The sequence below is a fragment of the Polaromonas sp. UC242_47 genome (assembly GCF_044452385.1).
Classification (GTDB): domain Bacteria; phylum Pseudomonadota; class Gammaproteobacteria; order Burkholderiales; family Burkholderiaceae_C; genus Polaromonas.
The window spans coordinates 3,278,565-3,301,459 of sequence record NZ_JBIOAO010000001.1 but is presented as its reverse complement, the minus strand read 5'-3'; the positions used below and the strand labels follow the sequence as shown (position 1 = coordinate 3,301,459).

The following is a 22,895-nucleotide window of genomic DNA, read 5'->3' as shown; positions in this document are numbered from 1 at the left end:
GCAGAAACCTTGAGCTAAAACTGGTCGCGCCCCTGGACTCTGGCCACAATCCGCAGGTCCGGCCCGAGCTTGTCGGTCGAGCGAAACTCCAGTTCCACGGCCTGAGACAGTGCGGTGATCGGGCCAAAGTTGGCCATGCCGCGTCCCTGGCCTATCAGTTTGGGCGCCAGGTAAACCACAAACTCGTCCACCAGGCCTTCACGAATCAGCGAGCCATTGAGCTTGTGCCCGGCTTCGACATGCAATTCGTTCACCTCGCGCCTGCCCAGATCGCGCAGCATGGCCGCCAGATCCACCTTGCCGTGGGTATCGGGCAGGTAGACCACCGTGGCGCCGCGTGCTTCGAGCGCCGCTTGTTTTGCATCATTTTTCTCTGCAGCGTAGATGTAGAGCGCGCGACCAGCTATAAAAAGATGAGCGTCCAGCGGCGTCTCCAGACGGCTGTCCACCACCACCAGATGCGGCTGACGTGGTGTGTCGACCTGCCGCACATCCAGACGCGGGTTGTCTTCCAGCACCGTGCCGATGCCGGTCAGCACGGCACAGGACCGAGCCCGCCAGGTATGGCCGTCCGCCCGCGCGGCATCGGAAGTGATCCACTGGCTGGCGCCATTGTCGAGCGCCGTTTTGCCATCCAGCGATGCCGCTACTTTCATGCGTACCCAGGGTGTCTTGCGAATCATGCGGCTGAAAAAACCGATATTGAGTTCGCGAGACTCTTCTGCGCCAGGGCCGACCTCGACTTCAATACCCGCAGCGCGCAAGCGCTCAAACCCTTGACCCGAGACCAGCGGATTGGGGTCCGCGATGGAAGCGACCACTTTTTTGATGCCTGCCGCAATCAACGCGTCACAGCACGGACCGGTGCGGCCGTGGTGGGAGCAGGGTTCTAGGGTGACGTAGGCGGTGGCGTCTCGGGTCGAGTGGCCTTTACTGGCTGCATCGCGTAAAGCCATGATTTCGGCATGAGGGCCTCCAGCGCGCTGAGTATGGCCTTGGCCGATGACGTCTCCATCGGGCGAGATGAAGACGCAGCCTACGCGGGGGTTAGGCGTGGAGAGTAATAGCGACTTGACGGCTTCTGAGGCTGCAAACTTCAATGGTGTACTCACAGTTTTTTAGGGTCCACGCAGTATTTGATTTGCGGGCTACTGGCTGGCGGAACTGGTGCAAGTCGAGTCTACCGAAGGTTTACAACTCCTCACTCTGCCTGTGCTGGAAATGATCACTCGTCGGGTTTCAGAGGCAGTCGAGCCTGAGCCCACATCATTCCTGGCAACACTAAAAGTAAGAGCTCCAAAACTGCCATCTTTCTTTTTCGAATAGCCTGATGCATCAAACATCATGTAGGGTGGCGAATCGGCTGCTGAGCCATTGGCTGTAATTGTTAGGTAGCTGGGTGGCGCTTCACGCGAGAGGACAAGGATGTCATTGGCGACTTCATAGGTCTGTGATCGATCGACATCGACAAAAACTTTCCAGCCACTGCTCCAGTTAGTGCCATCGGCAGGGACTGCCATGGCATACCTGCCACGCTTCATCGCTTCACCCCTAGCCGAGTTGATGGCTGCAATTATGGAGTTGGTGAACGAGGTCAGCTCGGCATTGCGTTGAAAAGATGTGAAGCTTGGGGCGGCGACGGCCATCAATATTGCAACCAAAGCGACCGTCACCAAAAGCTCAATGAGCGTAAAGCCTCGACCATAGGAGCTATGGCGTTTCATTTCCAGCACACCGCGCTTTTGGTCCCGGTACAGTCTTTGGTCCCCGTACTTGTCATTCGCAAGTTGCCCGCTTCTGCATCGGTTTTGATGGGCGTAGCAACTACGCGAACGCAATCGGCTATGGATAGCGTGCCGCTCGCGCCGTCAGGACAAGTATCTGCTGATAGCAGGTAGGCGGAATTGGCCAGCGTATTGCCAGACCAGGTTTTAAAGGGGGCTGAAGTAGCATTGAATCCACCGCAAGCCGTCGATGGTGATGGCGCCGTTGGCGTGGCAACACCGTTTGAACTTGTAGTAAAACCCAAATAACAATTTCTTTGCGTCAGATAGCGCTCTTGCTGTTGCTGCAACTCAGCCAGCGCTGCTCTGCCTTCGGCTCGTTTGCCCTTTAGGATTGAACTGGTATAGGCTGGGTAGGCGACACTCGCGAGAATGCCGACAATGGCAACGACGATCATCAGTTCGATCAGTGAAAATCCGCGGTTTGAGTTGATCTTCATGGTGCGTTTTTCAGGTCTTGGTAGTTATTGATTTGCCGCCAGGTCAATCGTCCGGTGATAACCGTCCTGGTTTTTGTACTACTTGCTGCAACGCCATCTGATCCTTGTTGAAACACTTGGCTGGTGATGGTTTTTATCCTCCGGCCAGTGCTATCGCTCGCTGTCACCAGCGTCGCGCTGCTAATTTCTGCAACTAGCGGTTCACCCAAAATGCCGACACTTGAGCCAACGGAGTTCCCACTACCTCCTAGGATGTCAATAGTGTATTGATTGCCCCCGCCACCAGATGCTGCGCAGGCATTGGTAGCAGTAATCCCGGGGATCAGGCTGCCAAAAATAAGTTTGTCTCCAAACACCGTGGCATTACTGATCTGTCGTTCCCGTGCGTTGGGATAATCAAAATACCACCCTGATCGAAGGGTTTCCGCATCGGTGTTCGTTGTAGCCCGCCCCACCGTGAAGGCCGGCACTGTGACCACACCGCTTGACGCAACGGCGGTACCGGCCTTCAATCGACTACGCCCACTGATGGCGCTGGTAGCGGTGCTGGCCGTGCTATCAAGCGAGGAGGAGGCGTTGTCATACACCATATAGACCGATTGCGCCCCGGTTGTACTTTTGTCTGAAGTTTCAAGGTACTTTCCGGTTCCAAAAAGTATGAGGCTGCTATTCGCAATTGGGCCATAGACAATGCTCGGTGCAACGGTGATTGGCTGCACGTTTCCCGCGCTATCTTTGGCGATAAACATGGGTATCGGATTGTTACTTGTGCCTTGAAGGAAGTAGGATAGCTTGTCAATATTCCAGTCGGTAATGCCCCGCAAAGAAAAGTCAAGCTTCCAAAGATTCCCATGGAGATCTCCCATGAAGATTTGCGTCACCTCTCGTGAGATACCCAGGGCAGCTCGGAAGTTGATCAACCCGGTTGCGTTGTTTGCACTCAATGTGCTGTTGGTTGGTAAAGATATTTTGTAATAGTTGGATCCCAAGGCCCAGGCGGTACCCGCGGGTTTGCTGAGATCCAACAGAAATAGTGCAGGACTTCCGGTAGAGCTAAAAACTCCAGCGCTGTCGGACACGTAGTTGTTGACCCCGCTGCCGAATACAGCGAACCATTTGTAGGTGGCCGATGTTGCGTTTGGCGCGCTCGTGCGCAGTTTCAGGATCTGAGGCCGACCAGTTACGAAACCAAGGTCGGCATCGTCAGCATTGGTGAACTCCCACATCACGTTGGCTTTTGTGAAGGAGGCTGGGGTTGTCACGTCGAGAGCGAAAATACCTCTGCCACCCCCACCCGTGCCAGATACCAAGACTGTCTTCCAGTCACTCCCCACCTGAGCCTCTGCCACTGCTGGCGTGCCGTCCATATAGCTTTGATGACTGTTGGCATAGGTGGTGGCGGTTAAAGCTGATAACTTCGAACCCAACCAGCTGGGAATATAGGCAAACAACTCATCGCCAGTATTTCCGTTGAATGCGTGAAGCATTCCGTCGTTGGCCCCGACAAATACCGCTGGGGTACGGTTCTTGTTGGTGTTGTAAAAGGTTGCATACCCCGTGTCGCCGATACTGGTGGTGGGTGGGCCAGAGTAAATCACACCAGAGTTGATGACATCCCCCATCAGCTTGCTGCGGGATCTAAACGCGCTTCCCTCCTTGCTCTTATCGCCACGAAGGTAGTTCAGACGGTCCTGTCCCAAGCCATCTGCAGTCGCTGTTGGGTTGAGTTTATTGAGTGAGGTTTTCAGCCCGGCTTCGATCGTGGACCAGGTGAAGTCTGCCGCCACAGGGTTTGCGGTTGCCCCGGAATTCCCCACCACAATGTTGCGTGAGGTGGCCGGTGCACTCAACGCGGCGAGACGCGTGGCTGCCGTCCAGTTGTACGTATTGCCAATGCTGACCACGTTGGATGCGCTCACACTCACGGGAATAGCCAACAAATCTCCGCTCCAATCTGCGGTATCAAATGTGCCCTGGTAAATGGTGTCACCAACCTGAGTCAGGTTTTTGGATTGAATCGCTCCACCTGCGATACTTCGCGCCGCAGTCGATGCCCGCGCAAAAATGTCATCGAATGCACTGAGCACCCCCCGTGCATCACTTTGCAGGAAGTATGTGTTGGCCTCGCCTTGACGGGAGGCGCGGGTGTCGGTGTCTTCCCACACATATTTGTTAACGGTCCCATCGTCTTGCTTGAAGGGGTTGCCCCAGGTGTTGTAGGGGTTCTTCGCCGTGTTGGATGGGTCGGATTCAAAGCCGCCGTACTTGGCCGCCATAAATAACTGGTTCGATGATCTCCGCGTTGTGGAATCGTTGGAGCCACCATATTCGTTGACGTCGAAGGTAAAAGTTTTCACACGCAAGCCCGGACGCTGCAAGGCAGTCCCGGCAGTTCCGGCGCTGGTTGCCTTGGTCCATGCGGTACCTCGAATGTCATGGGTACGTGCCCAAGTGGCCGAGCCCATGATCTGGCTCGTTTTCGTGTCAGTGGGCACAGCACTGTTGGCGCCGTTGGGATTGCCTGTGGTGCGGGATACGCCTTGCCCGTCTAAATAATTTGAAGCAACGTTTTTCTCGAAATTTTGAACAATACCTCGCCAGTAACTGATGTCGGGTAGATTGTTCGATGCATCTGCCCACCCTTTAGTTTGGCCGGTTAAAACCGTGGGCAATCTGTTGCCATCATGGGTGTTTTTGTCTCCAATCACCACAATATTGCTTTTAAGACAGGAGTAGTCGCCACTGTTTGATCGCCCACCCCCATAAGGATCGGTCCATGTGGTGAACACAGGAAAGCCGTCATACATGTCCGTGGTAATACTGCTGATGCTCGCCGCGCTTGGCTGAAGGCCTTGAAAGTAGCGCAGGGCTTCGTAATGCAACTCACCGATTGGGTCATATTTTTTATATCGACCGGCGACAGAGCCAGTGCGGCCGAACTGGTTGAGATACGTCACCACCCCACTCAGATAGGCCCCCCGTCCATCGGCCGTTTGCACCGTTGAATTGCTGTCGGGGTTGGCATTGAATACTCCAGTAACCGGGTTCCATTCCTGGTTGGGGTTCCCACCAGAAGGCGTATTGTCAACCCCATTGATGTCAAATGTTTTTGCGCCTACGTATTTGATGGGCGCGCGCAAGACGCCGCCATAACGTCCGCCGGTGTCGTAGCTTGCAGTTTGATCCATCAGGTAACCAAAAGCTGACAAGCGTAGTTGATCGCTGTACTTCTGAACGACTCCTGTGGGTTTGTAGTTGGCCTGCGGGCTGGTCGCGTTGTTATCGGAGTATTTGCTGCAGAGGTTCCAATACCGCTTGTCCTTCAAGGCGTAGGTGGTGGTATCGCGGTCGCAGACCTGAACTCGCGCGTAAAAAAACGGGTCGGATGCCAATGCGGTGGATGCGGGCGGGGTCTGGCCTGTTGTATCTGTACGGACGTAACAGTTGGAACTGCCACTCGTGTTGCCACCCGTAAACGTCGTTTCATTGCATGTAATGACGCCAGATGCGGGCGCGCTTTTCCAATTGCTACCCCGGCCGTAAAGCACTTCCTGAACGCCTGTGAGCGTGATGGTGCTACCGCGTGAATACACGGGCGAGGCAGGCCAGCCACTCGGTTGAGAACCGTAACTGGTGATCGTGCCGATCCAGCTTGTTGGTATGCCCAGGGTATAGCTGCCAAACCCCCCCGAGTTGTTGCCCGATTTGCTCGTCCCAAAGTAAATCCGATTGAGTGTGTTGGCGACCCATATGTCGTTAGTGCCTGCTGCGGTTGCCATAGCACTTGGTACCGCGCCAAAGTAAGGCACACCAGATGTGTATGAGGCGGACGCGTAACCTGTCGCTGTTATCGCGCGTGAAGTCCCTGACTTGTAGAGACGCTTTGCCGGAAAATTGGAACTGTTTCCCATGGAGATGGGGTCACCGTCGGGAAGCATCGCGCGTTGCAAGACGGATAACGTTGCCGTGTCGACGACTCGATCACCACCTGTCAAGGCAAGACGCAGCATGTCGATGGCTGAGCTGGAGGCCCAATTCAGGAAGTTTCCGCTAAAGGCATCGTTGGTCGTGGTACTCGATGTCGGACTGGTGCCGTCGTCCTTGCTATAGCTCTTTGTGCCATCCCAGCACAGGCGTGTAGTCCATGTTGGATTTGCCGTGTTGGGCGTGCCCAGTGGAATGGCCGGTCCCCGGCGTACAAATCGCTTGTAGTTGCTTTCCTGGCCTGACGGCGCCCCAGTACCGACTTTGTCATAGGTGTAGCAACTCTCCGCGTCGTAGTAGCCGAGGTATTCAATGCTGGGCGAGTAGGTTGGGTCTTCTGTCGTGCTGCTATTGTTATTGTCAGGGTCTACATATTGGGCGCCTACCGTGGGGAACTCCACGGACAGCGCAAGTGCAAGTGCTGGTTTGTCTGCCGCTGTGGGGGTATAGAGTGGATCCGCTGACAGATTGATGGCCGGGATGTTGGGAGGAGTCACGGTACCAAAAACAAGAAAGGGAACGGCAACCACCATTGCGGGCGCTGCCAGCCATATCAATTTCTTTCGCCAGGACCATTGCTGACTTTCTCGAAAGGCCTGCACAAAATGCCGAATTTTCAGGGTGGTATGCGTTGACGCTGAGATGGCATGTGTAGGGTCATTGGCGTGCATAAATCACTCCTGTTACTAAATTCTGTAAAGCATTTGGATCATCGACTGAATGTCCACACGGGGACCAAAACCCATTGTGGTCACGCGATATAACACCTCCGGCTCGGGGTTGGCTTTGTCACCCGAAAGTGCCAAAATAGGCTCGATGATGTAGCGGGGGGCTTGGGCCGCTTGGATGCCCACACCACCCGCAGCGAAGGTGCTTGAGGTGAAAGTGCCAAATGCCGTAGTGGGCGCACTGCCACTGGTGGAAGTGAAATCCGTCGTCAACCAGGAGGGTTTTCCTGTTATGGCTATGGCGCACAGTCCTCGGGAGCTTCCCGACGTACCGCAGCCAAAGGGGGGGAACGCTAAAACGGATTTTCCGTCAAAAATGGCCTGGCGCGTGGAGCTGGTATTCCGCATATCAATTTCCGCATCAATCAAGGCGGCCTCCGCTGCTTGCCAGGCCACTTGTTGATCTCGGTCATTACGCGCCCCGCGTTCACTCATCAACGCAATTTGAGCGCCACCCACGCCCAGTAGAGATACCACCACCAAAATCAGTAACACCATGATCAGGGAGAGACCCCTCTGATCGGAACGATCGCGTGCGTTGTTCGCGTGTAGCCTTAATACAGGTTTTTTCATTTTTTCAAAGCCCCTGATCATTTCGCAGATGTATGGTGAAGGTGACGACTTGTCGAAGGCGTCCGTCCACCGCGGGGGTGAAAATGGTGCCAACATCGCTTGCAGATGAAAGGGCCGAGCCCGCTACGCCCGTGGACGATGCTTTTGCCAGGCCGAAAGGGTAAAAGGTTTGCGATACTCTTTCCTGTTGGGAGTTCAGCGGTCCTCGCAGCACCATACCAATGCGAATGCTGCGGACACGCCGCCAGTTGTCATAGGTTGCCTTGGAATCGGTCGCTCCGCCGACCACCATTTGGTCAGCCCGCAAATACTTTTCAGGAACCGAGTCGGGCGTGCCGGTGAACGCTGTATTTGCTGTTGTAAAACCATCTACACCATATAGAACCTGAAAGTTTTCTACGCCTTGAATAATGGGCTGAGAGGTATAGGGGGCCAAGCCGTTTGCTGAGCGGGAGCACATCAAGGACGGCTCGCCATCTGCTCCAAGTCCCACGTGAAAGACACTCACCATGCGATCATTTCGATCTGCAGCAACTGTCGTGATTGGATTACCAGCGCAATCAATCATGGATCCATCAGTCGCATTCGATGAAACGTCATTATTAAGTTTGGCGGTTTGGTATCTGAGAATGAGTACATCACTGCCATAGCCAACCACGCTGGATGATCTCGCTGTAGCAGTCGTTAGATCCGATGTTTTGAAGATTGCGTTGTTGAATCCTGTAATGTTAGAGGCGATAAGTCCTGCCGCATCGTTGGCTATATCTGCCTGACTTGGCGCGCTGGTGACATATGTGGGGTCTTTGAACCCTGTTTGCACAACGATGCGCTGAATCAAGTCAGCAGCGAATCTGCCGTTATCACGCAGCTGGGAAGCCGCATCCACTGTGTTGAAGCCTTGGCGAGTCACAATTAGTGAGGACACCGCGGCCAACGAAATCAGCATGCCAATCACCAAAGCAACAAGTAACTCGACCAAGGTCATTCCTCGCTCGCGTTGATGCAATGGGCTACTCGTCATTGTTGGTTTGGATGTATTGAGACATTTGTACCTATGAAAAAACATGTCAAACACCTGCTGTGACTGGTAATACCAAGGCTGGTTTTGAGTTGGTGTCTGTGGCGCGTTCGACGGCTGCTGAACCTGTTTGAGATTTATTGGTTGAACCTCTGGTCCAGCCAATTTTGATGACGATTACAGCCCCTGCTCCGCCGGTGCAGCCCCATTGTGGAAGGCCGCTTGAGTCAAAAGGTGCCGTGTCGAAACATGAAACTACACGAGCACTCGGAAGTTCCGCATCTACCCGAGCAAGCCACTCCGTCATTTGAGCGTTGGCAATATCTGTTGTGTCTGTACAAGTACCACTCGCGACGTTCAAGCAATAGGATGGAGTTGCTGCAGCCAAGGGCGAGCTGAAGGTTCCCAAATAGGGATTTGCTGTACCGCTGAGCACTCCTATGGCCTTATTGCCGCGGATCATGTCAGCCAATTCTCTGGACAAAACTACTGCTGATGACTGCAGGCGCGCGTCCCTATTGGCATGCAGCGAGGCGGCTTGCATGCCAACCATTCCCAATAGCCCGAATGTCAGAACGACAATAGAAACCAACACTTCAATGAGCGAGAACCCTGAGGACGCACGGAAGTAAGAGTGTCTGTTAGCTGGGAATGGTAATGGTCGTCTCGGCTTGAGCGGGGAGCCAGCGTAAAAGGTATCCATGCTTCGATGGTACTTTCAAGCTGCTCTCAGGACCAGATGATTACGGCCCGTTGGTCTGACCATGAAAACCGTTTAGCGGTTTTCAGTACGTTGGGCTAGGTTATCTTCGCACCTCATCCACCAGCGTCTTGAAGTCATCAATGTCCTCAAAACTCCGGTACACGCTGGCAAAACGCACATAAGCGACTTTGTCGAGTTTCTTGAGTTCGCGCATGACGAGTTCGCCCAGGCGGGTGGAGGGTACTTCTCTGAGGCCCAGGTTCAGCAGCTTTTCTTCGATCCGTTCAATCGCCGAGTCGACCTGCTCGGTGCTGACCGGGCGCTTGCGCAGGGCCAGCTTCATGGAGTCCAGGATTTTGCCGCGTTTGTACTCGATGCGGCGGCCGTCTTTTTTGACGATGGCCGGGAAGTTGACGTCGGGGCGTTCGTAGGTGGTGAAACGTTTTTCACACGCGCCGCACTGGCGGCGGCGGCGTATGAAGTCTGCGTCTTCTGAGACCCGCGTTTCAACGACTTGGGTCTCAAGATGGCCGCAGAAAGGGCATTTCATGGTGTGTTACCTGAAGTTGTAGGCATAAATTGGCCTCCAGCCCTGATGGGGCGGGCGCAAGCAGCTATAAAAAATGTAGCGCCTGCGCCGTACATGGCTTAACGGTAAACCGGGAAGCGGCTGGTCAGGGCATTGACCTTGGCGCGCACCGCTTCGATGTTGGCCGCATCACGCGGCTTGTCCAGCACGTCGGCAATCAGGTTGGCCGTGATGCGGGCTTCTTCGTCCTTGAAGCCGCGTGTGGTCATGGCCGGGGTGCCGATACGCACGCCGCTGGTGACCATGGGTTTTTCCGGGTCGTTGGGAATTGCGTTTTTGTTGATGGTCATGTGGGCACTGCCCAGCACGGCCTCGGCTTCCTTGCCGGTGATGCCCTTGGCGCGCAGGTCGACCAGCATCAAATGGCTTTCGGTGCGGCCGCTGACAATACGCAGGCCGCGCTGGGTCAGCGTCTCGGCGACGATTTGCGCGTTTTTCAACACTTGTTGCTGATAGCTCTTGAACTCGGGTGTCAGCGCTTCCTTGAAGGCCACGGCCTTGGCCGCGATCACATGCATCAGCGGGCCGCCTTGCAGGCCAGGGAAGATGGCGCTGTTGATGGCTTTTTCGTGCTCGGCCTTCATCAAAATGATGCCGCCGCGCGGGCCGCGCAGGCTCTTGTGTGTGGTCGAGGTCACGATGTCCGCGTGTGGCACCGGATTCGGGTAGACACCGGCAGCGATCAGGCCGGCGTAATGCGCCATGTCGACCATGAAAATTGCACCCACGTCTTTCGCCACCTTGGCGAAGCGGGCGAAATCAATGCCGAGCGAGTAGGCCGAGGCACCGGCAATGATGAGTTTGGGTTTGGACTCGTGGGCCTTGCGCTCCATCGCGTCGTAGTCGATTTCTTCCTTGTCGTTCAGGCCGTAGCTGATGACGTTGAACCACTTGCCGCTCATGTTCAGCGCCATGCCGTGGGTCAGGTGGCCGCCTTCGGCCAGGCTCATGCCCATGATGGTGTCGCCGGGCTTCAGAAAGGCCAGGAAGACGGCTTCGTTGGCCGAGGCGCCGCAATGCGGCTGCACGTTGGCGGCTTCGGCACCAAAGATTTGTTTGACGCGGTCTATGGCCAGTTGCTCGGCCACGTCCACATGTTCGCAACCGCCGTAGTAGCGGCGGCCAGGGTAACCCTCGGCGTATTTGTTGGTGAGCTGCGAGCCTTGCGCGGCCATCACGGCGGGCGAGGCGTAGTTCTCGCTGGCGATCAGCTCGATGTGGTGTTCCTGGCGTGCATTTTCAGCCTGGATGGCTGCAAAAAGCTCGGGGTCGGTTTGTTCAACCAGAATGTTGCGGTCGTACATGGCAGTCCTGTAAAGACGTGGTCCCTGTCATCGGGTGGATGGAACAAGGGCTGCCCAGGCGAACGGCTGAACGCTGTGTGGTTTGACAACCGACGCCAGCGGTGCGCTTCCCAGTGGTATCCCACGTCAGCAAATGCCCTCGAATACGGGGGGCTTGCCTATCGCCAGTCGCGCACAAGCGTAGTGTAACGGACTCGGCGCTGCACCCGGTGTCGGGGCGGCGTATATCCCCTCAGGACACAGCCAGGCTGGCGACTTTGTCACCGGCCTTGTCGTCCGGTTGGGCCTGGGCCTTGAGCGGCATCGAGGCCGGGATGGCCAGCGGCGGACGCACGGGCGTGGCATGGCCACCGGCCACGGCTGCCAGCCTGGCGTGTTCGGCCATGACTTTGGCCGCGTAACCGCCGTCGCTTTCCAGGTTGGCGGCGCCAACGTAGTACTTGAGCCCGGCTTCCACCGAACCGGCACGGGCGATACATTCCTGCAGCACCTTGACGCCGACACGCAGGTTGGTCACCGGGTCAAAGGCGGCCAGCTTGCCGCCGAAGTTCTCGTACTTGTCGTGATGGACCTTGGTCATCACCTGCATCAGGCCCTGGGCCCCCACCGGGCTTTGCGCGAAGGGGTTGAAGCCCGACTCGATCGCCATGATGGCCAGGATCAGCGTCGGGTCGAGTTTGGCTTTCTGGCCAATTTCAAACGCTTCCGCCACCAGCACGCTCAAAGGTTCAGGCGCGACGCTGTATTTTTTGCTCAGCCAGAAAGCCACCGCCGCCTGCTGCTTGGGCAGGTCTTTGGGGTTGGCGGCCGTGGCCCGGTCAATCGCTTCCGGCTCGGTATAGCCGATCGCGGCTTCCTGGCGCTGCTGCAACCAGCCCATCAGTTGGGATTCACCGGCCTGACGCAAGTCGGGCCGGGCGGTCAGTGTGATCACTGCAAACACAACGGCCAGGCCGACCAAGGCAAAGCTGTTGTGGGTAATTTCGAAAAAGCCCTGGGCAATGTCGTCTGCAATGTTTGCAAGACTGTTGCCGACGTTTTTTCGCAGGGTCCGCATCGTGGATGCGGAGCTTGATTGTCCTAGCGCTGTCATAGCACTCCTTTCTACGCGCACTGGTTTTGAAGCCGTACGCTTTGATTGGGTCGCCATCAAACCAAGGCCTGGCCTTGCGGGTGTTTCACCTCTCGTTTGACTTAGCCGGGTTCGGCAGCGGATTCGGGTTGTCCCTCGGTTTTCTCTGGAAGGGCGGATTCTATGGGGGGTCTAAATAACTTGTCAATAATATCAAATCGTTTTGATATTCTTATATGTGTATCAAAAGACCTTTTCCAAGCCTGAAACCTCCTGTTTCGGCTGTTTCCCGGACTTTTTGAACGTGGGCTCTAAGTCGGGCCTGTTTCCAAAATTTTCAGAAAAATCTGTATGTTTCACCAGTTTCAGGGTATGGCTCAGGTGTTTGCGGCATGTTTGAAAAAGGCGCTGGAAGCTTGAAACCGGCGCTTGCCGGTGTTGCCAGGCATGGCTTTTTCTGGTCTGCAGGGCAAACGCGCGAGATGAAAAAGCCGTCCCGAAAGTGTCCGGAAAAGCGCCAAGAAAAGTGCAATCGCATGGCCATTTTTGATTACAAATTTCGACTTGCGAAGTGCGAAGCGGCGCGTTAACCTGCAGGTGCTTGAGTACCTCAAGCATTCGCTGGGTAACCAATCCCGGTAAACATGAGAGCAATCACTTGCTTTCATCGCACTGGAGACGATCTTCTCTTCTTTGCGAAGCCCGACGGCATGAGCATCACGCCCGCCGTCAGCCCCGGTCGGCCTTGCTGCCCGGGGTTTTTTATTGCCGCCTCACCTCTGGCACAGGCAAAAAATCATTGACCTTTATCGCCGGACACGAAAGACTCTCCGCCTATGACAAGCAATGATGTGAAGAACAAATGGTCGACTTTCGCGAAAACCTTTCCGGCAAATGCCGTCTCCGTGGTCAAGTCGCCGACATGGCAGCGCCGCCTCGCCTGGGCCGTTGGTGGGTTGCTGCTGCTGTGGGCGTTGGCCTATGTGGCCGTGCCGCCCATCCTGAAATCGCAGCTGGAGAAAATCGCCTCTGACAAACTGGGGCGGCAGGTCACGGTCGGGGCGGTGGACTTCAAGCCCTGGTCGCTGGAACTGACGCTCAGCGACCTGGCGATCGCCAAAAGCGGCGTTGCCACGGCGGCCGCTCCGGCCACCAACCCCATCGCCGCGACCCCGGCCGCGCCCTTGCTTCCCCAGCTGAAAATCAAGCGTCTCTATATAGATGCAGAAATGGAGTCCCTGCTGCGCCTGGCACCCGTGGTGGACGCGATTGCGGTGGACGAGCCCGTGGTGTCGCTGACGCACCTGGGGGACGGGCGTTACGACATCGACGACATCCTGGCCCGCTTGCAGCCCAAGGCCGATGAAGCGCCCGGCAAACCCCAGCGTTTTGCCCTGTACAACCTGGTTCTCTCGGGCGGGCAGTTGGACTTCACCGACCAGACCGTCCACAAGACCCATGAGCTGCGGGAGCTGCATCTGTCCGTGCCTTTCCTGAGCAACCTGGCCTCCAAGCGCGAGGTCAAAACCTCGCCGCACCTGGCTTTCAAACTCAACGGCGGCAGCTTCGACACCGCCGTGGTCGGCACCCCGTTCGCCCAGACCCACAAGACCGATGCCAACATCAAGCTCAGCGATTTTGACTTGAGGCCTTACCTCGGCTATTTGCCGGCCAGCCTGCCGTTCCGGCTGCAGGACGCGGTCTTGCAGGCCGATCTCAAAGTGGCGTTTGAACAGACCCCCGCAACCGTGGTCAAGCTTTCCGGCGTCCTCACGGCGGACAAGGTCCGCCTGCTGGACAAGCCGGCGGCAGGCAGCCAAGTCGGCCAGGACCTGCTGGCATTCGATCGTCTGCAGGTCACCATGGACGAGGTGCGCCCGCTGGAGCAGTTCGTCAAACTCTCTGCGGTAGAACTCACGGCACCCACGCTGCATATCCGGCGTGACCGGGCAGGGCGCCTGAACCTGCTGCCCGAAGCCGCGCCAGTTGCTCCTGAAAAGATAGCTTCCAGCGCCCGTCCGGAAAGGGCAGAAGGCCAAAACAAGGCGCAATCCCAGGCACCGGCCGCTGCCGCGCCCTGGAAAGTCCAGGTCACCAGCGTCGCGGTGCGCGCCGGCGTGCTGAACTGGCTGGATGACAGTCTGCCTTCGCCGGCCCAGATCAAACTGAGCGGCCTCACGCTGGACGCTTCGGCGATTGCCATGCCGTTTGCCGCCGCCTCGCCTTTGCAGTTCAAGGGCACGCTGGGGCTTGATCCCGCAGCGGTGCTCACGCCAGCCTCGCCGGCGGCGCCAGGCAAGGCCAAGGCCAAAGCCAACACGAAAGGGGTCGCCGCAGCGCCGCCAGCCGTCGCCAGCCTGGCGCAACTGAGTTTCAGCGGCACGGCCACCGACCAGGCGGCCCAGGTCGAGGTCAACACCAGCGCCTGGCCGCTGGAGATGGCGGCCAAATACGTGGGCCAGTTTTTGCTGCCGGCCGTGAACGGCCAGCTCGACGCCCAGCTTGCCGTGAACTGGCAGGCCGCCAGCGGGGACAAGGCGCAGGTACTGAACATCAGCGCGCCGCAGATCGCCCTGCGCGAGGTGCAACTGGCGCAAGGCAAGGTGTCGCTGGTGTCGGTCCAGCGCGTCGATCTGGCCGACGTGGCCATCGATGTGGCCGGCCAGTCCTTCAAGGCCGGCAAGCTGCAACTGACCCAGCCCAAGGCCCGGGTCGACCGGGGTGCCGACAAACGCTGGATGTACGAACGCTGGATGGTCAGCCGCACCGCCATGGCACCGCCGCCGCCCACGTCGGCGGCCACGAAAGCCTCAGCGCCGGCCTGGGCCGTGGCGATCAACGAGGTCTTGCTGGACGGCGGCGCCATGTCGTTTTCCGACAAGGCCGGCGCCAAACCCGTGGCGTTTGAAGTCTCGGCGCTCAAGGCGCAACTGCAGGGGCTGGTGCTGGACGACAAAACTTCGGCCAAAGCCATGCCGCTGAGCGCCTCCCTGCGTCTGGCGACCGGGCACTTCGAGCCTGGCAAGCTGGACTTCAAGGGCAGCCTGGGCCTGACACCCATGCAGGCCCAGGGCCGGCTGGTGCTGGAGCGGCTGCCGGTGCAGGCCTTCGAGCCCTATTTCGCCGAGGCGCTGAACATCGAGCTGCTGCGGGCCGACGCCAGCTTCAAGGGCCGGGTCGCCTACCGCCAGACGCCCGCCGGGCCGCAGGCGCAGTTGGCCGGCGATGTGTCATTGGAAGAGTTCCGGGCCAACACCCTGGCGCCCAGCGAAGACCTGCTGGCCTGGAAAGCCTTGAACCTGCGCGGCCTCAACGTGACGCTGGACCCGGCCAAAGCCACACGGGTCGACGTGAAAGAAACCGTGCTGACCGACTTTTTTGCGCGTGTGATTGTGATGCCCGACGGCCGCATCAACCTGCAGGACCTGGTCAAAACAGCGCCGGCCCCGGCGAGCGCCGCAGATGCTAGCAAAACAGGAGCTGCTGACGCCCGACCTGCGGGGGCTACAGGCACAAAAGATACCCAAGCGGCGGCGAAAGCCGGGCCTGACCCGCTGGCGCCCGTCATCAATTTTGGTCCCATGAGCCTGATCAACGGCAAGGTCTTGTTTGCCGACCGTTTCATCAAGCCCAATTATTCGGCCGACCTCAGCGACCTGACCGGCAAACTCAGCGCCTTTTCGTCGGTGTCACCGGCGGGTGCGCCCAACATGGCCGACCTGGAGCTGCGCGGCCGGGCCGAAGGCACGGCCTCGCTGGAGATTCTGGGCAAGCTCAACCCGCTGGCCAAACCGCTGGCGCTGGACATCACCGGCAAGGTGCGCGACCTGGAGTTGCCGCCACTGTCGCCCTACGCGATCAAATATTCCGGCTACGGCATCAACCGCGGCAAGCTCAGTGTGGACGTGAATTACGTGGTGCAGCCCGACGGGCAACTCACGGCCAGCAACAAGCTGGTGCTCAACCAGCTCAGTTTTGGCGACAAGGTGGAAGGCTCCACCGCCAGCCTGCCGGTCAAACTGGCCGTGGCCTTGCTGGCCGACCGCCATGGCGTGATTGACCTGAATCTGCCGATCAGCGGCTCGCTCAACGACCCGCAGTTCAGCCTGGGACCCATCATCATCAAGGTCATTGTCAATGTGATTGTCAAAGCCATCACCGCGCCCTTCAGCCTGCTGGCCAACGCCTTGGGTGGCGGCGGGGATGAACTCAGCAGTGTCGGTTTTGCGCTTGGCAGCGCCCAACTCGCGCCCGAGGCCAAAGCCGGCCTCGACAAGGTCGCCAAGGCCTTGCTGGACCGGCCCGCACTCAAACTCACGGTGGTGGGCGCCAGCAGCGCCGAGGTCGAAAGCGAGGGCTTCAAACGGGAACGCCTGAATGAACTGGTGCGCGCCGAAAAACGCCGCAGCACGGTGAAAGAGGGCGGCACCACCACGGCCGCGGTGACCATCAGCCCGGCCGAATACCCGGCGCTGCTCAAGGAAGTCTACAAACGCGCCGACATGCCCAAGCCGCGCAACCTGGTCGGCATGTCCAAAGACCTGCCGGTGGACGAGATGGAAAAGCTGCTGCTGGCCAACATCAAACTCAGCGACGACGCCTTCCGCGAACTGGCCGTGCAGCGCGGCGTGGCGGTGAAAGACTACCTTGCCAGCAAGGACTTGCCGACCGACCGGCTCTTCCTGGGCGCGGCCAAAACCGGGTCGACGGACGCCAAATGGACCCCGCGCGCCGAGCTTAATTTGGCTGCGCCGTAAAAACAGCGAAAATACACGGATTGCGCTTATTGGGCGCTCCTTCTTTCCTCTCCTTTCTGGCTTCATTCCTTGCCGCCACTCGGCTACTGCTCGAAGCTGGTTTTCCGAACCGATGGTTTTAAATTTTTATGCTGCGCTTTCCCATGTCCAAATCTGCCAAATCCGAAACCACGCCCGTGAGTGCACCCTCCCAAGCCAAAACGGCTGAAGCCCACCCGCTGGACGGCTTGACAGGTGGTGCGTTTTCCGCAGCCACCTCGGGCGAACGCGCGGCGCGTATCCGCCAGTGGTTGACCACCGAACCCACGGCCGAACAAATGGCCGAGGTCTACAAAGACCTGGCCAACCGCGACAAGGGCGCAGCCAAACCGCTGAAAGAAAAACTCGACGAAGTCAAACGCAGCAAGGGCCAGGAAGCCGTGGCCGCCGAGTGGGCCGACAAGGCGAACGCCTTGCTGGGTCTGCCCAAACTGAATCTGGCCGATGCCCTGGCCTGGCAGCGCGACGCCGCCAAAGCCGGCGCGCCCTTGTCCAAAGAGCCGCTGGCCAGCCTCAAGGTGCAACTGGCCGAACGGGTCAAAACCATTGAAGACCTGCAGCACCGCACCCAGGTGCAGCGCGAAGCCGCCGTGCTGATTGCCCAGCGTATCGAGGTCTTGTCCATCAAGCCCTGGCGTGATGCCGAGACCGCGCTGGAAACCCTGCGTGCCGACGTGGCGCACTGGCAAGCCCAGGCCGACGAAATCGCACAAGATAAAAACTGGGCCAGCGTGGACGCCAAGTTCCCGCCACTGCTAGACGCTTCACGCGGCCAGCTGGTCGCCGTCTGGGAGGCTTTCCAGGGTGCGTTGGCCACGGCGGTGAAAGCGGCGGAAGATCCTGCTGCACCGCTGCCCGCCGTGCCGGTCTGGGCCGACGCCTTGCGCGCCGCCCGTGGCCTGCCCGCGCTGGCCAGTGAGCCGACTGCGCGTGCGCCCAAGGCCAAAATCGATCCCGCCGTCCTGAAAGACATGCGCGAAAAAGCCACCACCATCGTGAAGGCCGCACTCGCCAAGCTGGAGCATGAAGTCACCGAAGGCCACGGCAAGGCCACGCCCAAGGTCGCTGCCGATCTGCGCCAGGCCCTCAAAGAAAACATCCGCAACATCGACCACACGCTGGAAGCCGCGGCCCACGCCGCGTTGACGGCCGCCGGTGAACTCGAAGGCTGGCAGCGCTGGCGTGCCGACCAGATCCGTGAAGAACTGGTGGCCAAGGCCGAAGCCCTGGTGGCCAAACCCATGGGCGGCCGCAAGCAGCAGGACGCCTTGCGCGCCATGCGTGAACTCTGGAAAACCAGCGACCAGGGCGGCACACCCAACCACGCGCTGTGGAAACGTTTTGACGACGCCTGCAACGAAGCCCACAAGGTGGTCGAAGCCTGGCTGGAAAAAGCCAAGGAGCAGGCCGAAGTCATCAAGGCCCAGCGCCGCGAACTGATTGAAGAAGTGCAAGCCTGGGCCGAGGCCAACAAGGGCAACACCGACTGGAAACACCAGATCCGCAGCCTCAACGGTTTTGTCGAGAAGTGGACGGCTGCCGGCCACCTCAACGAAAAAACCTTTGCCGAAATCCAGCCGCAGTGGAAAGCCGCGATGGACGCCGCCGATGGTCCGCTCAAGGCCGCACGCGCCGAAAGCCTGGCGCACCGCAAAGCCATGATCGAAGAAGCCCAGGTGTTAGGCGCCGAGCCGCAGTTGCGTATCGACGCGGTCAAACATCTGCAGCAGCGTTGGCAACATGAGGCGCAAGGCGTGCCTATCGAACGCAAACAAGAGCAAAAACTCTGGGATGCTTTCCGCAAACCGATCGACGACGCTTTCCAGCGCAAAACCGCCGAGCGTGAAAAAGCCGCTTCGGCCCTGGGTGAACACGACCGCCTGGTGGTCGAGTTGTCCAAGGCGCTGGACGCCGCCAACGCCAGCGGCGACGTGCAAAAAATCCGTGCCGCCATGGCCGACCTGGAAGCCGGCCTGCGTGGACAATACGTGCCGCCTGCCGCCGCTGCGCCCCAGGCCGAAGCGCCCGCTGTTGCCGAAACGGCACCGGATGCAGAAGAAAATCAGGCGCCAGCCCTTGATACACCTGCGCCAGAAGCTACTGAAACCATAGCGGAACAAGCTGCGCCTGAAGCCACCGAAGCCGAAGCCCCAGCGGAAAATACCGACGCTGAAGTTGCGGTAGCAGTTCCTGCTGCGCCGGCCAAACCCGCCAAGCCCGTGGTGGCCATGCGCGGTGACGACCGTCCCGGCATGAAAAAAGCCGATCCTGTGGCCCCTGGCCGCGGCGGCAAGTTTGGCGACCGCAAGGATGCACGTCCGGGTGGCGGCAAGCCCGACGGACGTGGCAACCGCCCGGCCGACAACAAGTTCGAGCCTTACCGCGCCGAACGTGAAGACCGTGCTCGCCCGGCTTATGAAGAGCGTGGCCCGCGTCTGGGCGACGCCGCCTTCCGCGCCCAGCGTGAAGCTTTCGACCATGCCCAGCACGCCTTGCGCAAACTGGCCGAACAGGCCCATGGCGAAGTGCTGACCCATTTGCTGAGCGCCTGGGAAAAACGTGATCCGGCCCTGCTGCCCAATGCGCAAGAACTGGGCAAACTCGTCACGCCGGCCACCCGCACGGCCTGGATGCAAGCTTTGTCTGCAGCGCCCAAGGGTGATGCGGCCGAGCCTTTGTTGCGTCTGGAAATTGCCGCCGAGTTGCCGACCCCTGCCGAACACCTGAGCGCACGCCGCATGTTGCAACTGGTCTTGTTGACCAAGCGCAACGACCCGGCACCCGCGCAAACCTGGGGGCAGGATGCCGCCAAGGTGTTGGCTGCGTCTTATGACGCCGCCCATGTCCGGCGTTTCCAGAACGTGCTGAAGGCACTGATCAAACGATGAGTGTGGAGGCTGGCGCAGCGGGACGTAGCGCCGGGCCGCCCCAAGCAAGTCCAGCCCCCTCGGGGGGCAGCGCAGTACGCGCAGCGACAAGCGTGGGAGGCCGGGTTTTCGCCGGGCCGCCCCAAGAAAAATCAGCCCCCTCGGGGGGCAGCGTAGTACGCGCAGCGACAAGCGTGGGGGCCCAGTTCGAACGGCCCCAATCGCCGGGCGAAGAAATCGCCAACAGCATCAGCCACGGGGTGGCTTTGCTGGCGGCGGTGGTGGCCTCACCTTTTCTGGTGCTGGCCGCCGCGCAACGCGGCGATACGGCGAGCCTGGTCGGTGTGAGTATTTTTGCCGCGACCATGGTGTTGCTCTACACCACCTCCATGCTGTACCACGCCTTCCCGCCTACACCTGTGAAGAAGGTGTTCCAGGTCCTGGACCATGGTGCGATTTACCTCTTGATTGCCGGCACCTACACCCCCTTCACCCTGGGCGTCTTGCGCGGACCCTGGGGCTGGACCTTGTTCGGCCTGGTCTGGGCGATGGCGCTGGCCGGTGTGGTGCTCAAGGCGGTGGCCGGCATCCGTTATCCCCGGGCCTCGACCGCGCTGTATCTGGCCATGGGCTGGATTGCCATCATCGCCGTCAAACCCATGTGGGAACTGGTGCCGGGCTGGGGCTTGTTCTGGCTGCTGGCCGGCGGCCTGGCCTACACGCTGGGCGTTGTCTTTTTTGTGAGCGACAGCCGCTGGCGCTACGGGCATTTTGTCTGGCACCTGTTTGTGGCCGCCGGCACCGCCTGCCACGTGATGGCGGTGTGGGGCTACGCGGGCTGAGGCGCGAGCATGGTGTTTCAGTCGCTATAAAAGTTATAGCTGCTTGCGCCCGTGTTTAGTGGGCTAGAGCCCTGTTCCTTTTGAAAAACTGGTCAAACAGGGCGGTCAGGCTGGCAAAATCCTCGGTGAAACGCGGCCGGTTCACGAAGTAGGCCTCACAGGTCACGGCAAAAAATTCGGCCGGCGAGGTCGCGCCATAGGCGTCCAGCCAGGGCGGCTCGGCGCCAAACCTTTCGGCCATGACTACCTTCTCGCGGAAGTTGTCGTAAGCGGTTTGCATGACATCGTGCCAGGCGCCGCGCGCCGCGCGCGAGGGCAGGGGCGGGCAGCCGTCGGGCGCGCCGTCACGCATGTCTATCTTGTGGACAAACTCGTGAATCACCACGTTGTAACCGTGACCGGCGGACTGGCCGGCCGCGGCCACATCCTGCCAGCTCAGGGTCACCGGGCCACGCTCCATGGCTTCACCGGCCAGCACCTCGCTGTAGCGGTGCACCACACCGATGTCGTCGGTTTTTTCGCGGCGCGCCAGCATCTGGCCCGGATGCACCACGATGCCGACAAAATCGTCGTACCAGCCCAGCCCCAGGTGCAGCACCGGCAAACAGGCTTGCGCGGCAATGGCGACGGCGATGTCGTCGGTGATCACCATGCCCTGGGCGCCGTGAAATTCTTTTTGCGCGAGAAAGCGGCTGCAGAGGCTGCGCAGATGGGCTTTTTCTACCTCGGTCAGTTTGGCCAGAAAGGGGTAATGCGCCAGGGTGCGCTGCCACAAGGCATCCGGGATGGCGTGCTGCGCCGCCTTGCCTTGGATCAGTCGCCGCAGCCAGTCCAGCATGGTCGGGGTTCAGGCCAGCGCGATGCGCTCAAGGCCGCTCGCGCTCAGGCGCAAGACCTCGCAACGTGCCGGCTGTGCGCTCGCGTCCCAATCACTGAGCACCACACGCCTCAAGCCTTGCCCCAGTTCGTGGGTGGCGGCCTGGTGGGTGTGGCCGTGAATCAGGGTGGGCGCCTGCGCCGCTTGCAGCCATTGGCACACGGCGGCTTGGTTCACATCGACATAAGCTGCGCCCGATTGTTGGCGTTTTTCATGTTGCTGGCGGCTTTGCTGGCGCAGGCCGCGCGCGATGGCCTGGCGCTCCGTGAGCGGCTTGGCGAGAAAGCTTTGTTGCCAGGTGTTGCTGCGCACCTGCTGGCGAAACTGCATGTAGTCCAGGTCGTCCAGGCACAAGGCGTCGCCGTGGCTGAGCAGCCAGCGTTGGCCGGCAAAAGTCAGCACCGTGGGGTCGGCCAGCAGGGTGCTGCGGCACAAGGCCATGAACTGCGCACCGACCAAAAAATCGCGGTTGCCATGCATGAAAAACAAGGCCAGGCGTTCGCCGGTGGTCTGCAACACGCGGGCGCATTGCTCCTCGAAATTCAGCGCGGGTGGGCTGGCGGACAACTCGCTGCGGACTGCGTCGTCACCGACCCAGACGTCAAACAGGTCGCCCAGGATAAACACCGCGTCGGCTTGCGTGGTTTGCAGATACTGCGACCAGGCCTCGAAGGTGGCGGGTTCGGCCGCCTGCAAATGGATGTCGGAAATGAAATCGACCGTGCGCCAGGACGGTGGAGCAACAAGCTCCGCGATCTGGGGCACGGCCGGGCTCATGGGCAGGTCTGAACGGCGTAGGCCGTGTTTAGAGGGCGACCGCTTTTTCGATCACGACATCGGTTTGCGGCACATCGCTGTGGCCGCTTTTGCTGCCGGTCTTGACGGCTTCGATCTTGTCCACGATGTCATTGCCCGACACCACTTTGCCGAACACGGCATAACCCCAGCCGGAAGGCGTGGGCGAGGTGTGGTTCAGGAAACCGTTGTCGGAAGCGTTGATGAAAAACTGGGCCGTGGCCGAATCGGGCACGTTGGTGCGGGCCATGGCGACGGTGTATTTGTCGTTTTTCAGGCCGTTGGCGGCTTCGTTGGCAATCGGTGCGTCCGATGGTTTTTGTTTCATGCCGGGCTCAAAGCCGCCGCCCTGGATCATGAAGCCCGGGATCACGCGGTGGAACACGGTGTTGTCGTAGTGGCCCTTGGCCACGTAGCTCAGGAAGTTGGCGACCGACTTGGGGGCCTTGGCCTGGTCCAGTTCCAGGGTGATGACGCCGAGGCCGGCGATGTGGAGTTCGACTTGAGGATTGCTCATGGTGAT

The 22,895-nt window shown here is 59.3% G+C and carries 17 protein-coding genes and 1 riboswitch; of the genes, 4 read left to right on the top strand and 13 right to left on the bottom strand.

Annotation, left to right across the window (positions count from 1 at the left end; all coding sequences use genetic code 11):
* Positions 1-14 precede the first annotated feature (14 nt).
* The 10 genes from ribD to ACHMXK_RS15900 all read right to left on the bottom strand — a co-directional run bounded on the left by ribD (position 15) and on the right by ACHMXK_RS15900 (position 12,180).
* Positions 15-1,112, bottom strand: coding sequence for a bifunctional diaminohydroxyphosphoribosylaminopyrimidine deaminase/5-amino-6-(5-phosphoribosylamino)uracil reductase RibD (gene ribD, locus ACHMXK_RS15945; RefSeq protein ID WP_397441518.1), 1,098 nt, complete (start codon positions 1,110-1,112; stop codon positions 15-17).
* Between the two features lie 36 nt (positions 1,113-1,148).
* Complete coding sequence (locus ACHMXK_RS15940; RefSeq protein WP_397441517.1) at positions 1,149-1,724, bottom strand: GspH/FimT family pseudopilin; 576 nt, start codon at positions 1,722-1,724, stop codon at positions 1,149-1,151.
* Positions 1,721-2,224, bottom strand: a complete 504-nt coding sequence (locus ACHMXK_RS15935) for a type IV pilin protein (RefSeq protein WP_397441516.1) — start codon at positions 2,222-2,224, stop codon at positions 1,721-1,723. Before ACHMXK_RS15935 ends, ACHMXK_RS15940 begins: the two co-directional genes overlap by 4 nt.
* Positions 2,221-6,879, bottom strand: coding sequence for a pilus assembly protein (locus ACHMXK_RS15930; protein ID WP_397441515.1), 4,659 nt, complete (start codon positions 6,877-6,879; stop codon positions 2,221-2,223). Before ACHMXK_RS15930 ends, ACHMXK_RS15935 begins: the two co-directional genes overlap by 4 nt.
* A 15-nt stretch (positions 6,880-6,894) precedes the next feature.
* Positions 6,895-7,530, bottom strand: coding sequence for a PilX N-terminal domain-containing pilus assembly protein (locus tag ACHMXK_RS15925; protein WP_397441514.1), 636 nt, complete (start codon positions 7,528-7,530; stop codon positions 6,895-6,897).
* A complete protein-coding gene (locus tag ACHMXK_RS15920) occupies positions 7,514-8,530 on the bottom strand; it encodes a PilW family protein (RefSeq protein ID WP_397442541.1) in 1,017 nt (338 codons plus the stop codon). The genes ACHMXK_RS15925 and ACHMXK_RS15920 overlap by 17 nt, the downstream gene beginning before the upstream one ends.
* Positions 8,531-8,576: 46 nt before the next feature.
* Positions 8,577-9,230, bottom strand: coding sequence for a type IV pilus modification protein PilV (pilV, locus tag ACHMXK_RS15915; protein WP_397441513.1), 654 nt, complete (start codon positions 9,228-9,230; stop codon positions 8,577-8,579).
* Between the two features lie 100 nt (positions 9,231-9,330).
* Positions 9,331-9,780 (bottom strand): transcriptional regulator NrdR, encoded by a 450-nt coding sequence (gene nrdR / locus ACHMXK_RS15910; RefSeq protein ID WP_397441512.1) that lies wholly within the window; start codon positions 9,778-9,780, stop codon positions 9,331-9,333.
* Positions 9,781-9,878: 98 nt separating this feature from the next.
* Positions 9,879-11,123, bottom strand: coding sequence for a serine hydroxymethyltransferase (glyA, locus tag ACHMXK_RS15905; RefSeq protein WP_397441511.1), 1,245 nt, complete (start codon positions 11,121-11,123; stop codon positions 9,879-9,881).
* A gap of 45 nt (positions 11,124-11,168) precedes the next feature.
* Positions 11,169-11,305, bottom strand: a riboswitch (ZMP/ZTP riboswitch).
* A 50-nt stretch (positions 11,306-11,355) separates the two neighbouring features.
* Positions 11,356-12,180 carry a transglycosylase SLT domain-containing protein gene (locus ACHMXK_RS15900; RefSeq protein ID WP_397441510.1) on the bottom strand — a complete coding sequence of 275 codons (825 nt, stop codon included), beginning with the start codon at positions 12,178-12,180 and terminating at the stop codon, positions 11,356-11,358.
* A gap of 407 nt (positions 12,181-12,587) precedes the next feature.
* Here ACHMXK_RS15900 and ACHMXK_RS15895 point away from each other — a divergent pair, with 407 nt between their 5' ends.
* The 4 genes from ACHMXK_RS15895 (at position 12,588) to ACHMXK_RS15880 (ending at position 20,700) form a co-directional block, all read left to right on the top strand.
* Complete coding sequence (locus ACHMXK_RS15895; RefSeq protein ID WP_397441509.1) at positions 12,588-12,785, top strand: hypothetical protein; 198 nt, start codon at positions 12,588-12,590, stop codon at positions 12,783-12,785.
* A 246-nt stretch (positions 12,786-13,031) separates the two neighbouring features.
* Positions 13,032-16,952 (top strand): DUF748 domain-containing protein, encoded by a 3,921-nt coding sequence (locus ACHMXK_RS15890; protein ID WP_397441508.1) that lies wholly within the window; start codon positions 13,032-13,034, stop codon positions 16,950-16,952.
* Between the two features lie 143 nt (positions 16,953-17,095).
* Positions 17,096-19,879, top strand: a complete 2,784-nt coding sequence (locus ACHMXK_RS15885) for a DUF349 domain-containing protein (RefSeq protein ID WP_397441507.1) — start codon at positions 17,096-17,098, stop codon at positions 19,877-19,879.
* 173 nt (positions 19,880-20,052) lie between these two features.
* Positions 20,053-20,700, top strand: coding sequence for a hemolysin III family protein (locus tag ACHMXK_RS15880; protein ID WP_397441506.1), 648 nt, complete (start codon positions 20,053-20,055; stop codon positions 20,698-20,700).
* Between the two features lie 55 nt (positions 20,701-20,755).
* On the opposite strand, the gene ACHMXK_RS15875 is transcribed toward ACHMXK_RS15880, so the two are convergent.
* From ACHMXK_RS15875 to ACHMXK_RS15865, 3 genes are read right to left on the bottom strand one after another with little or no spacing between them, the layout of a single operon-like run.
* A complete protein-coding gene (locus tag ACHMXK_RS15875) occupies positions 20,756-21,538 on the bottom strand; it encodes a zinc-dependent peptidase (RefSeq protein WP_397441505.1) in 783 nt (260 codons plus the stop codon).
* Between the two features lie 9 nt (positions 21,539-21,547).
* The gene (locus ACHMXK_RS15870) at positions 21,548-22,354 is read right to left on the bottom strand and encodes a UDP-2,3-diacylglucosamine diphosphatase (protein WP_397441504.1); all 807 of its coding nucleotides are present in this window, start codon (positions 22,352-22,354) and stop codon (positions 21,548-21,550) included.
* 28 nt (positions 22,355-22,382) lie between these two features.
* Positions 22,383-22,889, bottom strand: coding sequence for a peptidylprolyl isomerase (locus tag ACHMXK_RS15865; protein ID WP_397441503.1), 507 nt, complete (start codon positions 22,887-22,889; stop codon positions 22,383-22,385).
* Positions 22,890-22,895 lie beyond the last annotated feature (6 nt).

Coding starts and splice junctions, on each gene's coding strand:
- pilV (WP_397441513.1), bottom strand. CDS start 9,230: ATGGATACCTTTTACGCTGGCTCCCCGCTCAAGCCGAGACGACCATTA.
- ACHMXK_RS15920 (WP_397442541.1), bottom strand. CDS start 8,530: ATGACGAGTAGCCCATTGCATCAACGCGAGCGAGGAATGACCTTGGTC.
- ACHMXK_RS15885 (WP_397441507.1), top strand. CDS start 17,096: ATGTCCAAATCTGCCAAATCCGAAACCACGCCCGTGAGTGCACCCTCC.
- ACHMXK_RS15900 (WP_397441510.1), bottom strand. CDS start 12,180: ATGCGGACCCTGCGAAAAAACGTCGGCAACAGTCTTGCAAACATTGCA.
- ACHMXK_RS15875 (WP_397441505.1), bottom strand. CDS start 21,538: ATGCTGGACTGGCTGCGGCGACTGATCCAAGGCAAGGCGGCGCAGCAC.
- ACHMXK_RS15865 (WP_397441503.1), bottom strand. CDS start 22,889: ATGAGCAATCCTCAAGTCGAACTCCACATCGCCGGCCTCGGCGTCATC.
- ACHMXK_RS15925 (WP_397441514.1), bottom strand. CDS start 7,530: ATGATCAGGGGCTTTGAAAAAATGAAAAAACCTGTATTAAGGCTACAC.
- glyA (WP_397441511.1), bottom strand. CDS start 11,123: ATGTACGACCGCAACATTCTGGTTGAACAAACCGACCCCGAGCTTTTT.
- ACHMXK_RS15940 (WP_397441517.1), bottom strand. CDS start 1,724: ATGAAACGCCATAGCTCCTATGGTCGAGGCTTTACGCTCATTGAGCTT.
- ACHMXK_RS15890 (WP_397441508.1), top strand. CDS start 13,032: ATGACAAGCAATGATGTGAAGAACAAATGGTCGACTTTCGCGAAAACC.
- ACHMXK_RS15930 (WP_397441515.1), bottom strand. CDS start 6,879: ATGCACGCCAATGACCCTACACATGCCATCTCAGCGTCAACGCATACC.
- ACHMXK_RS15935 (WP_397441516.1), bottom strand. CDS start 2,224: ATGAAGATCAACTCAAACCGCGGATTTTCACTGATCGAACTGATGATC.
- ACHMXK_RS15870 (WP_397441504.1), bottom strand. CDS start 22,354: ATGAGCCCGGCCGTGCCCCAGATCGCGGAGCTTGTTGCTCCACCGTCC.
- ACHMXK_RS15895 (WP_397441509.1), top strand. CDS start 12,588: ATGTTTGAAAAAGGCGCTGGAAGCTTGAAACCGGCGCTTGCCGGTGTT.
- nrdR (WP_397441512.1), bottom strand. CDS start 9,780: ATGAAATGCCCTTTCTGCGGCCATCTTGAGACCCAAGTCGTTGAAACG.